Consider the following 15,825-nt stretch of genomic DNA (forward strand, 5'->3'; position numbering starts at 1 on the left):
TATTTTTTTGATAGGAGTTGCTGACATGACGGAAGAAAGAAAAGAAACGTTTGAAGAAGAAATTAACCAGAGTGAAAGAATAGATGCAGATGAAGAACCGCTATCGAGAATGTCCAGAAAGGCGAGCCGGCAAAGCAAGCAGAAGCAAAAACAAAAGCAGAAACCGCGCCAGGAACGCGGTGAATCAACTGTTAAAGACAAGCTTGCGTCTGTTTGGGCAGCCATCAACAGATATTGCTGTTTTGCGTTCTCGATTTTAAAATCACCGGCGAAAACTGTCGTAACGGATGGTTTTTCTCATTATAAGTACGGTCTGATTTCAATGCTTATATTCAGTATCATTTTTTCAATTGGGAATTGGTTTCAGTTAAAGGCAAGCTGGAATCGGCCGCTCGGTTTCGGAGAACGCCATCATGCTTTCTATGACGGGTTTTTAGTTGTTCTTGTGTATTTGCTGATCTTTTTCGCGGTAATGGTCTTTGCTATATGGGCTGTCTCCCGCTATATGATGAAGCAGAAGGTGACGTTCAGAGAAGCGGCTGCCGTATTGGGTTCATTGCTTGTACCGGTAATTGCTGTTTCAATCCTTTGGCTGATCTTTGCGATCGTAAATATCCCAATGCTGACAGTACTGTTTACGGTGCTGATCTTGTTTTCCATCTTTTTTATCATCGCGCTGTATGTACAGCGTGTGTACCAGGCGGCACAAGATGCACCAATTGATTATATCTATTGTGTATTTGCAGTGGTTGCGATAGCGCTGCTGTTTACGGCAGTGACTTGGCCGTTTATTTCTGAATATTTTACGGCGTCGCTGATTCCGCTTTAATGAAAAAACCGGCTAATCCTAGCCGGTTTTTTTATGTCACACTTTTTACAAATATATCTAAAAAACATAGTTGATTTGTAGGATTAATCCGTGTATGATGGGGAAAATGCTGAAAACGTCCAGCGCAAAAACCTTTATGTTTAAGGAGGATGATGGACATGGCTGATGTACTTCGCCGAGCAATTATCCAAAAGAAGCAATTTTTAAAAACCAAATTACTGCTCTCGGAATTTTATCAAGGAAGAGGGGAACAGCTTGCTGACTACACGCTGAGTGAGCTTGAGAAAGAATACAAGTCCCTTCAGAAAATGAAAAAAGAGATCTGACAATAGATATAAAGAGGTGAGTCTGCTGAAAAGCGGGCTTTTTTGTTTTGATTTTGAAAAGGCGAGAAAGAGGGTAAACTACTACTGTTCAACACATAAAAGCATGTCGAAATATTTTGCTTAAACTTACGGGCGAAGCTGATTGTAAACGGCTCATTTCTCTAGTAGAATATGAATGCTTTGTGCAAGCTGAAGAGTAGGGGGATGAATAAAATGATGCAAACCATCTTATCAAATGGGATAGCCATGGTTCTCATAATTCTCATTATTAATATTGTCTATGTGTCATTTTTTACGATAAGAATGATTTTAACGCTGAAAGGACAGCGTTATTTAGCGGCCGGCATCAGTACGATTGAAATACTGGTTTATGTGACAGGGCTGAGTCTGGTGCTCGATAACTTAGACCAGATTCAAAATGTGATCGCGTACGCGCTCGGTTACGGTCTAGGCGTAATTGTCGGCATGAAAATAGAAGAAAAATTGGCGCTTGGCTATATTATGGTCAATGTGATTACGAAGGAGCTCGATCTTGATCTTCCGAAGCAGCTCCGTGAAAAAGGCTACGGCGTGACAAATTGGGTGGCAGGCGGGCTTGAAGGCGACCGCACAGCCCTTCAGATCCTGACGCCGAGAAGATATGAACTCCAGCTATATGATACGATTAAAACACTTGATTCAAAAGCCTTTATTATTGCGTACGAACCAAAAACAATCCACGGCGGCTTCTGGGTCAAAGCGGTGAAGAAGAGGAGAATTAAAGAATAATGGCAAAGCCGAAGAAGAAAAAGTTTGAAGTGACAGAGCAGCAAACGATTGATGCGGTGCTTCAGCAAATGAAAGAAGAAGGATATCTGCCTGTAAGGCGAATGGAAGAGCCTATTTTTATGGAAAAAAAGGAAAATGGGTCAATTCAGATCGTTCCGTGCGGGAAAAAAATCGTATTTGAAGGGAAATTGATCTAAAACACGAACATTAGTAGAATGAATTTTTGTATCGTTCGATAATATCGTTGACATTATCCATGTCCGTTGTTAAGATAAACATGAAATCAAAACACGACCTCATATAATCTTGGGAATATGGCCCATAAGTTTCTACCCGGCAACCGTAAATTGCCGGACTATGCAGGAAAGTGATCGATAAAACTGACATGGATATATCGCAGAAGCGAACGACTGACGATACATGTACCATGCCCGGTTTGTATTGCTTCCTCATAAGTGCAATGCAGAGCGGGTATTTTTTATTTTCTGAAAACAAAAGCATTAGAAGGTGGGGAACAGAATGCAGCCGCTAGTAGGAATCATCATGGGAAGCACTTCCGATTGGGAGACAATGAAACACGCATGCGACATACTTGACGAACTCAATGTTCCGTACGAAAAAAAGGTCGTTTCCGCTCACCGGACGCCTGATTTCATGTTTGAATATGCTGAAACTGCTAGAGAAAGAGGCATCAAGGTGATTATTGCCGGTGCCGGAGGAGCGGCGCATCTGCCAGGGATGACGGCTGCGAAAACAACACTGCCAGTCATTGGAGTTCCGGTTCAGTCCAAGGCGCTGAACGGAATGGATTCACTTCTTTCCATCGTCCAAATGCCTGGAGGCGTGCCTGTTGCGACAACATCCATCGGCAAAGCGGGTGCTGTGAACGCAGGCCTGTTAGCGGCGCAAATTTTGTCAGCATTTGACGAGGATCTTGCCAGTAAGCTGGATGAGAGAAGAGAAAATACAAAACAGACAGTGTTAGAAAGCAGTGATCAGCTTGTCTAAACAAATCATCTATCCGGGAGCTGTAATCGGCATTATCGGCGGCGGCCAGCTTGGGAAAATGATGGCTGTGTCCGCCAAACAAATGGGGTATAAAGTCGCGGTCGTTGATCCGGTGAAAGATTCGCCGTGCGGGCAGGTTGCGGATGTCGAAATTACCGCTCATTATAATGACCGTGAAGCGATTCGAAAATTGGCTGAAATCAGCGATATCATCACATATGAGTTTGAAAACATCGACTATGATGCGCTGCATTGGCTGAAAGATCATGCGTATCTCCCGCAAGGAAGTGAGCTGCTGCTCATTACCCAAAACCGTGAAACAGAGAAAAAAGCAATTCAATCCGCGGGCTGTGAAGTCGCACCGTACAGCATCGTCAAAACAAAGGATGAACTGAAACAGGCGGTACAGGAGCTCAGGCTTCCGGCAGTGCTGAAGACATGCCGCGGCGGGTACGACGGCAAAGGCCAATTTGTGATAAAAGAAGAGGCGCAAATGGAGCAGGCAGCCGGTCTGTTAGAACACGGAACTTGCATTCTTGAAAGCTGGGTTTCTTTTAAAATGGAACTGTCGGTGATCGTCGTCAGATCGGTAAACGGTGAAATTTCAACATTTCCGACAGCTGAAAACATTCACCACAACAATATTCTTTTCCAAAGCATCGTGCCCGCACGGGTAGAGAAAGGGATTCAGCAGAAGGCTGCTGATCTCGCAGTTAAGCTTGCAGATGAGCTTAACCTTGTCGGACCGCTTGCTGTTGAGATGTTCCTGACAGAGGACGGAGAGCTTTTGGTCAATGAACTGGCGCCAAGACCGCACAATTCTGGGCATTATACGCTGGACCTTTGCGAGACGAGCCAGTTTGAGCAGCATATCAGAGCGGTATGCGGGCTTCCGCTTGGGAAGACAGATTTGCTGAAGCCGGGCATGATGGTGAATCTTCTCGGCGATGAAGTGAAGCTTGTTGAGGAAGACCCGGAGCTTTTAAAAGAGGCAAAGCTATATATATACGGAAAACATGAAATCAAAAAAGGCCGCAAAATGGGGCATATTACATTTATGAAGCAGCCTGAAGACGAATGGATTCAGGAGATCACAAATAAATGGATGAATAGAGACGGAGGACAAGCAGAATGATCGAACGTTATTCAAGACCTGAAATGTCCGCGATTTGGACGGATGAAAACAGATTTCAAGCATGGCTGGAGGTAGAGATTCTTGCCTGTGAAGCGTGGGCGGAGCTTGGCGTCATTCCGAAAGAAGATGTAAAGGTTATGCGCGAAAACGCGTCATTTGACATCAACCGCATTTTAGAAATTGAAAAGGACACGCGCCATGACGTTGTCGCTTTTACACGCGCCGTTTCCGAATCACTGGGCGAAGAAAGAAAATGGGTGCACTACGGATTAACGTCAACTGACGTTGTTGATACGGCTCTTTCCTACTTATTAAAACAGGCAAACGATATTTTGCTCAAGGATCTTGAGAGATTTGTTGACATTATAAAAGAAAAAGCGAAAGAACATAAATACACAGTCATGATGGGGCGCACGCACGGCGTACATGCTGAGCCTACAACTTTCGGCTTAAAACTTGCGCTTTGGCATGAAGAAATGAAACGTAATCTTGAGCGCTTCAAACAAGCGAAAGCAGGCATTGAGGTTGGAAAGATTTCTGGCGCTGTCGGCACATATGCGAACATTGATCCATTTGTTGAACAATATGTCTGTGAGAAGCTCGGATTGAAAGCAGCACCGATTTCCACTCAAACCCTTCAGCGTGACCGCCATGCTGACTATATGGCAACACTTGCTTTGATTGCGACAAGCATCGAGAAATTCGCTGTGGAAATCCGTGGACTGCAAAAGAGTGAAACACGTGAAGTAGAGGAATTTTTCGCGAAAGGGCAAAAGGGTTCATCTGCAATGCCGCATAAACGAAATCCGATTGGCTCTGAAAACATGACAGGCATGGCGCGCGTAATCCGCGGCTACATGATGACAGCTTACGAAAATGTTCCATTATGGCATGAGCGCGATATTTCTCATTCTTCAGCAGAACGAATTATTCTTCCGGATGCGACAATTGCGCTGAACTACATGCTGAACCGCTTCTCCAACATCGTGAAGAACTTAACGGTCTTCCCGGAAAACATGAAGCGCAACATGGACCGCACTCTCGGCCTTATCTATTCTCAGCGTGTGCTGCTTGCTTTGATTGACACAGGCCTGACTCGTGAAGAAGCCTATGATACTGTTCAGCCGAAAGCAATGGAAGCGTGGGAAAAACAAGTGCCGTTCCGCGAACTTGTGGAAGCGGAAGAGAAAATCACGTCACGTCTTTCTCCAGAAAAAATTGCTGACTGCTTTGATTACAATTACCATCTGAAAAATGTTGATCTGATCTTTGAACGTTTAGGTTTAGCATAGAAGAAGCTTTTAGCGGCTTCTTCTAAGCCGCCGCAGTTTGAAAATTCCCAACATTCGGGTTAGGAGGCCTTCCGTGAATATTGTGAAGAATGAACTTTTATACGAAGGAAAAGCAAAAAAGATCTACAAAACCGATGACGAAAACATGCTGTATGTCGTGTATAAAGACTCCGCCACTGCCTTTAACGGCGAGAAAAAAGCAGAAATCAGCGGGAAAGGGCGCTTAAATAACGAGATTTCAAGCTTAATTTTCAAACACCTTCATGCAAAGGGCATTAACAATCATTTTATCGAGCGCATTTCGGAAACGGAACAGCTCATTAAAAAGGTAACGATTGTGCCGCTTGAAGTCGTCGTCAGAAATGTTGTGGCAGGAAGCATGTCCAAACGTCTCGGCATTCCAGAAGGCACGGAGCTTGAGCAGCCGATTATCGAGTTTTACTACAAGGATGACGCGCTGGGTGATCCGCTCATCACAGAAGATCATATTTGGCTTTTGAAGGCGGCGACTCCTGAGCAGGTAGAAACCATTAAGTCCATTACAAAAACAGTAAATGAAGAGCTTCAAAGCATCTTCGACGATTGTCATGTCAGATTAATAGATTTCAAGCTTGAATTCGGTTTAGATGCAGAAGGGCAAGTGCTTTTGGCGGATGAAATTTCTCCTGACACATGCCGCTTGTGGGATAAAGAAACGAACGAAAAGCTGGATAAAGATTTATTCAGACGCAATCTGGGGAGCTTAACCGACGCATACGAAGAGATTTTCAAAAGACTGGGAGGCATTCATCATGTATAAAGTAAAAGTTTATGTCAGCTTAAAAGAAAGTGTACTAGATCCACAAGGGAGCGCTGTCCAGCATGCCTTGCACAGTATGACTTATAACGAAGTTCAAGATGTGCGCATCGGGAAATACATGGAGCTTACCATTGAAAAATCTGACCGTGATCTTGACGTGCTAGTGAAAGAAATGTGCGAAAAACTTCTTGCGAACACAGTGATTGAAGATTACAGATACGAGGTTGAGGAGGTAGTCGCACAGTGAAATTTGCGGTGATTGTGTTACCCGGCTCCAACTGTGATATCGATATGTATCATGCTGTAAAGGATGAGCTCGGCCATGAAGTGGAATACGTCTGGCATGAGGAAACAAGTCTTGACGGCTTCGACGGCGTGTTAATTCCGGGAGGATTTTCTTACGGCGATTACTTAAGATGCGGCGCCATCGCCCGATTTGCGAATATTATGCCAGCTGTCAAACAAGCAGCGGCTGAAGGAAAACCTGTTCTTGGCGTCTGTAACGGATTCCAGATTTTACAGGAGCTTGGGCTGCTGCCAGGCGCAATGAGACGCAACAAAGATCTGAAGTTCATTTGCCGTCCGGTTGAATTGATTGTTCAGAACGACGAAACATTATTCACAGCTTCCTACGAAAAGGGAGAATCGATTACAATCCCGGTTGCCCATGGTGAAGGGAATTTCTACTGTGATGACGAGACGCTTGCTACATTAAAGGAAAACAATCAAATTGCTTTCACATACGGCTCTAATATTAATGGAAGTGTCAGCGACATTGCCGGTGTCGTGAATGAGAAAGGCAATGTATTAGGCATGATGCCTCACCCTGAGCGCGCGGTCGATGAACTGCTTGGAAGCGCCGACGGTCTTAAATTGTTCCAGTCTATCGTGAAAAATTGGAGGGAAACTCATGTCACTACTGCTTGAACCAAGTAAAGAACAAATAAAAGAAGAGAAACTGTATCAGCAAATGGGTGTCAGTGATGATGAGTTTGCATTGATAGAATCCATTCTTGGAAGATTGCCGAACTACACAGAAATCGGAATTTTTTCTGTCATGTGGTCTGAGCATTGCAGCTATAAAAACTCAAAGCCGATTCTGCGTAAATTCCCGACAAGCGGCGAGCGTGTGCTGCAAGGGCCGGGGGAAGGCGCCGGAATCGTTGATATCGGTGATAACCAAGCGGTTGTGTTCAAAATTGAATCCCATAACCACCCATCAGCTCTCGAGCCTTACCAAGGCGCTGCGACTGGCGTAGGCGGAATTATCCGTGATGTATTCTCAATGGGTGCACGCCCAATCGCTGTATTGAACTCTCTTCGATTTGGTGAACTGACTTCACCACGCGTGAAGTACTTGTTTGAAGAAGTAGTAGCGGGTATCGCCGGATACGGCAACTGTATCGGCATCCCGACAGTCGGCGGAGAAGTGCAGTTTGACAGCAGCTATGAAGGAAATCCGCTCGTCAACGCCATGTGCGTCGGTTTAATCAACCATGAAGACATCAAAAAAGGCCAGGCAAAGGGTGTCGGCAACACAGTAATGTACGTAGGAGCGAAAACAGGGCGTGACGGCATCCACGGCGCTACGTTTGCTTCTGAAGAAATGTCAGACTCGTCTGAAGAAAAGCGTTCTGCTGTCCAAGTCGGCGATCCGTTTATGGAGAAGCTTTTGCTTGAAGCATGTCTGGAAGTCATCCAATGCGACGCCTTAGTCGGCATTCAGGATATGGGAGCTGCCGGTTTAACAAGCTCAAGTGCAGAAATGGCAAGTAAAGCCGGTTCTGGCATTGAAATGAACCTTGACCTGATTCCTCAGCGAGAAACAGGCATGACCGCGTATGAAATGATGCTTTCTGAATCACAAGAACGGATGCTTTTGGTTATTGAGCGCGGACGTGAGCAGGAAATCATCGATATTTTTGACAAGTATGATCTTGAAGCGGTTTCTGTCGGACATGTGACAGATGATAAAATGCTTCGCCTGACACACAAAGGAGAGGTTGTGTGCGAGCTGCCTGTTGATGCCTTGGCAGAAGAAGCACCGGTTTACCATAAGCCTTCTCAAGAGCCTGCTTATTATCGCGAGTTTTTGGAAACGGACGTTCCGGCTCCGCAAATTGAAGATGCGAATGAAACGCTGAAGGCCCTTCTTCAGCAGCCGACGATCGCGAGTAAAGAGTGGGTGTATGATCAGTATGACTACATGGTGCGCACGAATACAGTTGTCGCTCCTGGGTCTGATGCTGGTGTTCTCAGAATCCGCGGAACGAAAAAGGCGCTGGCGATGACGACAGACTGTAACGCGCGTTATCTCTATCTTGATCCTGAAGTCGGAGGGAAAATTGCTGTCGCTGAAGCAGCGCGCAACATCATTTGCTCAGGCGCAGAACCGCTTGCGGTCACAGATAACCTTAACTTCGGAAACCCGGAGAAGCCGGAAATCTTCTGGCAGATCGAAAAAGCGGCAGACGGCATAAGCGAAGCGTGCAATGTTCTCAGCACACCGGTTATCGGCGGTAACGTATCGCTTTATAACGAATCAAACGGCACGGCGATCTATCCGACACCAGTTATCGGCATGGTTGGCTTAATTGAAGATACAGCACACATTACAACACAGCATTTCAAACAAGCGGGAGATCTCGTATATGTGATCGGTGAAACAAAACCAGAGTTTGCCGGAAGCGAGCTGCAAAAAATGACAGAAGGCCGTATTTACGGCAAAGCGCCGCAAATCGATCTTGATGTAGAGCTGTCTCGTCAAAAAGCACTGCTTGACGCGATAAAAAAAGGCTTCGTTCAATCTGCGCATGATGTGTCTGAAGGCGGCTTAGGCGTAGCGATTGCGGAAAGTGTCATGACGACGGAAAACCTTGGCGCTAATGTGACTGTAGAAGGGGAAGCGGCATTATTATTCTCTGAATCTCAATCCCGCTTCGTCGTTTCAGTGAAAAAAGAACATCAAGCTGCGTTTGAAGCAACTGTCAAAGATGCGGTTCATATTGGTGAGGTAACAGCTGACGGAATTCTGGCGATTCAAAACCAAGACGGACAACAAATGATTCATGCGCAAACGAAAGAGCTTGAACGCGTATGGAAAGGAGCTATCCCATGCTTGCTGAAATCAAAGGCTTAAATGAAGAATGCGGCGTTTTTGGGATTTGGGGACATGAAGAAGCCCCGCAGATCACGTATTACGGTCTCCACAGCCTTCAGCACCGAGGACAGGAGGGTGCGGGCATCGTAGCGACTGACGGTGAAAAGCTGACGGCGCACAAAGGCCAAGGGCTGATCACTGAAGTATTTCAAAACGGCGAACTCAGCAAAGTAAAGGGAAAAGGCGCTATCGGGCACGTTCGGTACGCAACGGCTGGAGGCGGCGGATACGAAAATGTTCAGCCGCTCCTCTTCCGTTCCCAAAACAACGGCAGCCTGGCGCTTGCTCATAACGGAAACCTTGTCAACGCCACTCAGCTGAAGCAGCAGCTCGAAAATCAAGGGAGTATTTTTCAAACCTCTTCGGATACAGAGGTTTTGGCTCACCTGATCAAAAGAAGCGGACATTTCACGCTGAAGGACCAAATTAAAAACTCGCTTTCTATGCTGAAAGGCGCCTACGCGTTCCTGATCATGACCGAAACAGAAATGATTGTCGCACTTGATCCAAACGGGCTGAGACCGCTATCCATCGGCATGATGGGCGACGCTTATGTGGTCGCATCAGAAACATGCGCATTTGACGTCGTCGGCGCAACGTACCTTCGCGAGGTAGAGCCGGGAGAAATGCTGATCATTAATGATGAAGGAATGAAATCAGAGCGTTTTTCCATGAATATCAACCGTTCCATTTGCAGCATGGAGTACATTTATTTCTCCAGACCAGACAGCAATATTGACGGTATTAACGTACACAGTGCCCGTAAAAACCTTGGAAAAATGCTGGCTCAGGAATCCGCAGTTGAAGCTGACGTCGTAACCGGGGTTCCGGATTCCAGTATTTCTGCGGCGATCGGCTATGCAGAGGCAACAGGCATTCCGTATGAGCTCGGTTTAATCAAAAACCGCTATGTTGGCAGAACGTTTATTCAGCCGTCCCAGGCTCTGCGTGAGCAAGGCGTCAGAATGAAGCTGTCTGCGGTGCGCGGGGTTGTAGAAGGCAAACGCGTCGTGATGGTGGATGACTCTATCGTACGCGGAACAACTAGCCGCCGGATTGTCACGATGCTTAGAGAAGCGGGTGCGACAGAGGTGCATGTGAAAATCAGTTCACCGCCGATCGCTCATCCGTGCTTTTACGGCATTGATACGTCCACACATGAAGAATTAATCGCGTCTTCGCATTCTGTTGAAGAAATCCGTCAGGAAATCGGAGCCGATACCCTCTCATTTTTGAGTGTGGAAGGGCTGCTGAAAGGCATCGGCAGAAAATACGATGACTCGAATTGCGGACAGTGTCTCGCTTGCTTTACAGGAAAATATCCGACTGAAATTTACCACGATACAGTGCTTCCTCACGTAAAAGAAGCAGTATTAACCAAATAAAACTTGAAAAATGACATAAAGGCAGCGCAGTTCGGCTGCCTTTCTCTTTCTGCCCTCGTTCGGGGAAATATTTTGAAAAGCGCCTTAAAGGAGTGAATAGGATGTCTGAAGCATATAAAAACGCAGGAGTTGACATCGAAGCCGGATATGAAGCTGTAAAACGAATGAAAAAACACGTGGAGCGCACGAAACGGCTTGGCGTTATGGGCAGCCTTGGCGGTTTTGGCGGCATGTTTGACCTGTCTGAGCTTTCTTATCAAAAACCAGTTCTCATTTCGGGAACGGACGGTGTCGGCACAAAATTAAAGCTCGCTTTTTCCATGGATAAGCATGACACGATTGGCGTGGATGCTGTTGCAATGTGTGTCAATGACGTGCTGGCACAAGGTGCAGAGCCGCTGTTTTTCCTCGATTATTTAGCGGTCGGCAAAGCGGACCCAGTGAAAATTGAACAGATTGTACAAGGTGTTGCGGAAGGCTGTGAGCAATCAGGTTCAGCCTTAGTCGGCGGTGAAACGGCTGAAATGCCGGGACTCTATACAGCTGATGAATACGATATTGCCGGTTTCTCAGTCGGAGTGGCAGAAAAGGACGAAATCGTGACTGGAGAAAATATCGAAGAGGGCCATCTGTTGATCGGCCTCAGCTCCAGCGGCCTTCACAGTAACGGCTTTTCCCTTGTCAGAAAAGTGCTTCTGGATGATGCGGAGCTGGACCTCGATACAACATATGAGCCGTTTGAACGCCCGCTTGGCGAGGAATTGCTTGAACCGACAAGGATTTACGTGAAGCCTGTGCTTGCCGCGGTCAAAAGCGGAAAAATCGACGGCATGGCGCACGTGACAGGCGGAGGATTTATTGAAAATATTCCGCGTATGCTTCCGGAAGGCTTAAGTGCGGAAATTGATCATGGCTCATGGCCGATCCCGCCAATTTTTTCTTTCTTGCAAGAGTACGGCAAGCTAAAGGAAGAAGACATGTTCAACGTCTTTAATATGGGTATTGGTTTTGTTTTGGCTGTCAAAGAAGAGCATCTGACAGATGTGATCGGAACGCTTGAAAGCCATGGCGAAAAAGCCTATTTAATCGGGCGTGTGAAAAAAGGTGAAGGCGTCACATTCGGCGGTGCGGCACTTTCATGAAAAAGTTTGCGGTATTTGCATCAGGAAACGGTTCAAACTTCGAAGCCATCGTCACGCGTTTGAAGGAGGAGAACTGGGATGCGTCAGCAGCGCTCCTCGTTTGCGACAAACCGCAGGCGAAAGTCATCGAACGGGCGGAAGCATTCCATATTCCTTCCTTTGCATTTGAGCCCAAGTCTTATGAAAACAAGGCTGCATTTGAACAAGCCATCATTGAACAGCTTCGTCTTCACGAGGTTGAATTGATTGTTCTTGCCGGCTATATGAGGCTGATCGGTGATACGCTCCTTCAAGCATATGGAGGAAAAATCATTAACATTCACCCGTCGCTTCTTCCGGCGTTTCCTGGAATCGACGCAGTCGGACAGGCATACCGGGCGGGTGTGAAGGTGGCTGGAATCACCGTGCATTATGTCGATGAAGGAATGGATACAGGTCCGATCATCGCTCAAAAGGCAATCGAAATTGATGAACATGATACATTGGAAACAATCGAACAGCGGATTCACAAGCTTGAGCATAAATGGTATCCGAGTGTGATTAAACAGCTATTAGGATTAAATAACAGAGGTGAAAAGGCATGACCATTAAACGTGCGTTAATCAGTGTTTCAGATAAAACAAATCTTGTTCCTTTCGTAAAAGAACTGACAGATCTTGGCGTTGAAGTCATCTCCACAGGCGGAACGAAAAAGCTTCTTCAAGAAAACGGTGTGGATGTGATCGGAATTTCTGAAGTGACAGGCTTCCCTGAAATTATGGACGGCCGGTTAAAAACCCTACACCCGAATATTCACGGCGGCCTTCTGGCGGTTCGCGGCAATGAAGAGCATATGGCGCAGATCAATGAACACGGAATTCAGCCGATTGACCTCGTTGTCGTCAACCTCTATCCATTTAAAGAAACGATTTCTAAAGAAGACGTCACGTATGAAGAAGCGATTGAAAATATCGACATCGGCGGACCTGGCATGCTGCGTGCGGCATCAAAGAACCATCAGGATGTCACGGTTATCGTCGATCCGGCCGATTACAGCCCAGTGCTAAATCAAATCAAAGAAGAAGGCAGCGTATCTCTTCAGAAAAAACGCGAGCTCGCGGCAAAAGTATTCCGTCATACTGCGGCATATGATGCACTGATCGCTGACTACCTGACAAATGCTGTCGGTGAAAAAGAACCAGAGCAATTCACTGTGACATTTGAGAAAAAACAATCGCTTCGCTATGGAGAAAACCCGCATCAGGAAGCAACTTTCTATCAAACAGCTCTTCCTGTCAAAGGCTCCATTGCGCAAGCAGAACAGCTTCACGGAAAAGAGCTTTCTTACAACAACATTAAAGACGCGGATGCGGCAGTTCAAATCGTTCGTGAATTCACTGAGCCGGCTGCTGTTGCTGTAAAGCATATGAACCCATGCGGCGTGGGAACAGGAAAAACGATCGCAGAAGCGTTTGACAGAGCGTTTGAAGCGGATAAAACATCTATCTTCGGCGGCATTATCGCGCTGAACCGTGAAGTGGACAAGGCAACTGCCGAAGCGCTTCACAACATTTTCTTAGAAATCATCATTGCACCTTCATTCAGCCAAGAAGCGCTCGACGTCCTGACTGCGAAGAAAAATCTCCGTCTGCTGACGCTTGACGTATCCGCCGCTGTTCAAAAGGAAAAACAGCTGACATCTGTTCAAGGCGGGCTATTGATTCAAGATTTAGATATGCACGGCTTTGATGATGCTGAGATTAGCATTCCGACAAAAAGAGAGCCGAACGAGCAAGAGTGGGAAGACTTGAAGCTTGCTTGGAAAGTCGTGAAGCATGTGAAATCAAATGCGATTGTTCTCGCGAAGGACAACATGACAGTCGGCGTGGGAGCAGGCCAAATGAACCGCGTCGGATCGGCAAAAATCGCAATCGAGCAAGCAGGGGAAAAAGCGAAAGGCAGTGCGCTCGGATCTGACGCATTTTTCCCAATGCCGGATACTGTTGAAGAAGCAGCAAAAGCGGGCGTTACGGCTATCATTCAGCCGGGGGGATCTGTGCGTGACGAGGATTCCATCAAAAAAGCGGATGAATACGGCATTGCCATGGTATTCACCGGCATCAGACACTTCAAACATTAAGGGGATGAAACGACGTGAATGTATTAATTATCGGTAAAGGCGGAAGAGAACATACGCTGGCGTGGAAGGCAGCGCAAAGCAGCCTCGTCGAGAATGTATTTGCCGCTCCTGGAAATGACGGCATGGAAGCTTCCGCACAGCTTGTAAACATTGAGGAAAGCGACCACGCAGGGCTTGTCTCGTTTGCAAAAGAAAACCAGGTCGGCCTAACCATTGTCGGCCCTGAGGTTCCTTTAATTGAAGGTCTGGTGGATGAATTTGAAAAAGCGGGTCTGCGCGTGTTCGGCCCGTCAAAAGCCGCGGCGATCATCGAAGGAAGCAAACAGTTCGCTAAGGATTTAATGAAGAAATACGACATTCCGACCGCAGAATACGACACGTTTACATCCTTTGATGAGGCGAAGGCATATGTGCAGGAAAAAGGTGCTCCGATTGTGATAAAAGCAGATGGACTTGCAGCTGGAAAAGGCGTTACTGTGGCTATGACAGAGGAAGAAGCAATTGCGTGTCTGCATGACTTTCTTGAAGATGAAAAGTTCGGTGATGCGAGCGCGTCCGTTGTCATTGAAGAATACCTTTCTGGTGAAGAATTTTCTCTAATGGCCTTTGTCAAAGGAGAAAAAGTGTATCCAATGGTGATTGCCCAGGATCACAAGCGTGCGTTTGACGGAGACAAAGGCCCGAATACGGGCGGAATGGGCGCTTACTCTCCAGTTCCGCAAATTTCGGAAGAAACGGTTCGCCATGCTGTAGAAACGATCGTGAAGCCGGCCGCAAAAGCAATGGTACAAGAAGGCCGTTCCTTCACTGGCGTTTTGTACGCTGGATTGATGCTTACTGAAAACGGCTCGAAGGTCATTGAATTTAATGCCCGTTTCGGCGATCCGGAAACACAGGTCGTGCTTCCGCGCATGGAATCTGATCTGGTACAGGTGCTTCTTGATCTTTTAGATGATAAGGAAGTTGACTTAAGATGGAAGGATACCGCTGCTGTTAGTGTGGTGCTTGCTTCTGAAGGATATCCGGAAAGCTACGCAAAAGGCACGCCGATCGGCAGCCTTGCTGCGGAAACTGAGCAGGTCGTGGTCTTCCATGCCGGAACGAAAGCAGAAGGCGGAGAGTTCGTTACAAACGGGGGGCGCGTCGCCAATGTGACAGCTTTTGATGAATCGTTTGAAGCGGCTAGAGACCGAGTGTACAAAGCGGTTGATGAAATTTTCAAACCGGGACTCTTTTTCAGAAAAGACATTGGGGCACGCGCTTTAAAGGCTGCTCAAAAATAACTGAGGAAAACCCGCAGATTAGCTGCGGGTTTTTTGTTATCAAAAAGCGGGATGGCAGCTGGAAGAAGAAAGGACAACGAGCGTGGTCGGTTTTCCATGGGCCATAGAGGCGTCAATAAAATCCTCAAGCGTATGTACCGATTCAGTCACGACCTTTGTCACATAGCTGTACATACCCGTGATGCGGTGATTTTCTGCTACATCAGGATGCGATGTTGCAAAGGCGGCGTAGTGCTTGCAGCTTTTCGGCTCCATGAGAATAAAAGCGGTGACATGCTTGTTTAGTTTTTCGTAACAGATATTCGCGCTGTACCCGGTAATCACGCCTTTGTCTTCCAGCTTCCTGACACGCTCCGCCGCGCTTGGCGAACTGAGTCCGACAAGCTTTCCCAGCTCAACCATCGTTAATCTGCCGTTTCGCTGCAAATGCGAGAGAATCTGAAGGTCTGTATCGTCCATTTGTCCGGCTCCTTTACATATTTAGGCGAATGAATGAAAATTCCTTTGATCATAAGGCAATGCTGTTGATTTACCTTCATTGTAGCATATGGATGCCGTCTTATTTTTTCTATAATAAAG

The 15,825-nt window shown here is 46.6% G+C and carries 17 protein-coding genes and 1 riboswitch; of the genes, 16 read left to right on the plus strand and 1 reads right to left on the minus strand.

Translation table 11 applies throughout. From position 1 onward, the window contains the following. Positions 1 to 25: 25 nt before the first annotated feature. The 16 genes from KXZ66_RS03415 (at position 26) to purD (ending at position 15,246) form a co-directional block, all read left to right on the plus strand. A complete protein-coding gene (locus tag KXZ66_RS03415) occupies positions 26 to 829 on the plus strand; it encodes a DUF6574 domain-containing protein (protein ID WP_151870368.1) in 804 nt (267 codons plus the stop codon). 158 nt (positions 830 to 987) lie between these two features. Then, entirely contained in the window at positions 988 to 1,155 is a 168-nt protein-coding gene (locus tag KXZ66_RS03420) for a Fur-regulated basic protein FbpA (protein WP_151870367.1), read from the plus strand. Between the two features lie 213 nt (positions 1,156 to 1,368). After that, the gene (locus KXZ66_RS03425; protein ID WP_009966729.1) at positions 1,369 to 1,923 is read left to right on the plus strand and encodes a DUF2179 domain-containing protein; all 555 of its coding nucleotides are present in this window, start codon (positions 1,369 to 1,371) and stop codon (positions 1,921 to 1,923) included. Then, entirely contained in the window at positions 1,923 to 2,120 is a 198-nt protein-coding gene (locus KXZ66_RS03430; protein WP_003219403.1) for an NETI motif-containing protein, read from the plus strand. The genes KXZ66_RS03425 and KXZ66_RS03430 overlap by 1 nt, the downstream gene beginning before the upstream one ends. A 79-nt stretch (positions 2,121 to 2,199) precedes the next feature. After that, positions 2,200 to 2,301: riboswitch (purine riboswitch) on the plus strand. A 141-nt stretch (positions 2,302 to 2,442) separates the two neighbouring features. Further along, positions 2,443 to 2,931: a 5-(carboxyamino)imidazole ribonucleotide mutase gene (gene purE, locus KXZ66_RS03435; protein WP_119899088.1), complete on the plus strand. Its 489-nt coding sequence runs from the start codon at positions 2,443 to 2,445 to the stop codon at positions 2,929 to 2,931. Then, complete coding sequence (gene purK / locus KXZ66_RS03440) at positions 2,924 to 4,066, plus strand: 5-(carboxyamino)imidazole ribonucleotide synthase (protein ID WP_151262055.1); 1,143 nt, start codon at positions 2,924 to 2,926, stop codon at positions 4,064 to 4,066. The genes purE and purK overlap by 8 nt, the downstream gene beginning before the upstream one ends. Continuing rightward, on the plus strand, positions 4,063 to 5,358 hold the full coding sequence (gene purB, locus KXZ66_RS03445) for an adenylosuccinate lyase (protein ID WP_003233955.1): 1,296 nt from the start codon (positions 4,063 to 4,065) through the stop codon (positions 5,356 to 5,358). The genes purK and purB overlap by 4 nt, the downstream gene beginning before the upstream one ends. Before the next feature lie 73 nt (positions 5,359 to 5,431). Beyond that, positions 5,432 to 6,157, plus strand: a complete 726-nt coding sequence (gene purC, locus KXZ66_RS03450) for a phosphoribosylaminoimidazolesuccinocarboxamide synthase (RefSeq protein WP_041851233.1) — start codon at positions 5,432 to 5,434, stop codon at positions 6,155 to 6,157. Beyond that, positions 6,150 to 6,404: a phosphoribosylformylglycinamidine synthase subunit PurS gene (gene purS / locus KXZ66_RS03455; protein WP_003219409.1), complete on the plus strand. Its 255-nt coding sequence runs from the start codon at positions 6,150 to 6,152 to the stop codon at positions 6,402 to 6,404. The genes purC and purS overlap by 8 nt, the downstream gene beginning before the upstream one ends. Continuing rightward, entirely contained in the window at positions 6,401 to 7,084 is a 684-nt protein-coding gene (gene purQ / locus KXZ66_RS03460; RefSeq protein WP_003243954.1) for a phosphoribosylformylglycinamidine synthase subunit PurQ, read from the plus strand. Before purS ends, purQ begins: the two co-directional genes overlap by 4 nt. After that, on the plus strand, positions 7,068 to 9,296 hold the full coding sequence (gene purL / locus KXZ66_RS03465) for a phosphoribosylformylglycinamidine synthase subunit PurL (protein ID WP_021481303.1): 2,229 nt from the start codon (positions 7,068 to 7,070) through the stop codon (positions 9,294 to 9,296). Before purQ ends, purL begins: the two co-directional genes overlap by 17 nt. Continuing rightward, the gene (gene purF / locus KXZ66_RS03470) at positions 9,272 to 10,702 is read left to right on the plus strand and encodes an amidophosphoribosyltransferase (protein WP_041851232.1); all 1,431 of its coding nucleotides are present in this window, start codon (positions 9,272 to 9,274) and stop codon (positions 10,700 to 10,702) included. Before purL ends, purF begins: the two co-directional genes overlap by 25 nt. A gap of 101 nt (positions 10,703 to 10,803) precedes the next feature. Beyond that, on the plus strand, positions 10,804 to 11,844 hold the full coding sequence (gene purM / locus KXZ66_RS03475) for a phosphoribosylformylglycinamidine cyclo-ligase (RefSeq protein ID WP_003233945.1): 1,041 nt from the start codon (positions 10,804 to 10,806) through the stop codon (positions 11,842 to 11,844). After that, the gene (gene purN / locus KXZ66_RS03480; RefSeq protein WP_032722972.1) at positions 11,841 to 12,428 is read left to right on the plus strand and encodes a phosphoribosylglycinamide formyltransferase; all 588 of its coding nucleotides are present in this window, start codon (positions 11,841 to 11,843) and stop codon (positions 12,426 to 12,428) included. Before purM ends, purN begins: the two co-directional genes overlap by 4 nt. Further along, the gene (gene purH / locus KXZ66_RS03485; protein WP_041851231.1) at positions 12,425 to 13,963 is read left to right on the plus strand and encodes a bifunctional phosphoribosylaminoimidazolecarboxamide formyltransferase/IMP cyclohydrolase; all 1,539 of its coding nucleotides are present in this window, start codon (positions 12,425 to 12,427) and stop codon (positions 13,961 to 13,963) included. Before purN ends, purH begins: the two co-directional genes overlap by 4 nt. 14 nt (positions 13,964 to 13,977) lie before the next feature. Next, a complete protein-coding gene (purD, locus tag KXZ66_RS03490) occupies positions 13,978 to 15,246 on the plus strand; it encodes a phosphoribosylamine--glycine ligase (RefSeq protein ID WP_041851230.1) in 1,269 nt (422 codons plus the stop codon). 39 nt (positions 15,247 to 15,285) lie between these two features. Here purD and KXZ66_RS03495 read toward each other — a convergent pair whose 3' ends face one another. Beyond that, complete coding sequence (locus tag KXZ66_RS03495) at positions 15,286 to 15,705, minus strand: Lrp/AsnC family transcriptional regulator (RefSeq protein WP_015252648.1); 420 nt, start codon at positions 15,703 to 15,705, stop codon at positions 15,286 to 15,288. Positions 15,706 to 15,825 lie beyond the last annotated feature (120 nt).

This window comes from Bacillus sp. LJBS17 (assembly GCF_019334685.1).
Lineage (GTDB): Bacteria > Bacillota > Bacilli > Bacillales > Bacillaceae > Bacillus > Bacillus subtilis.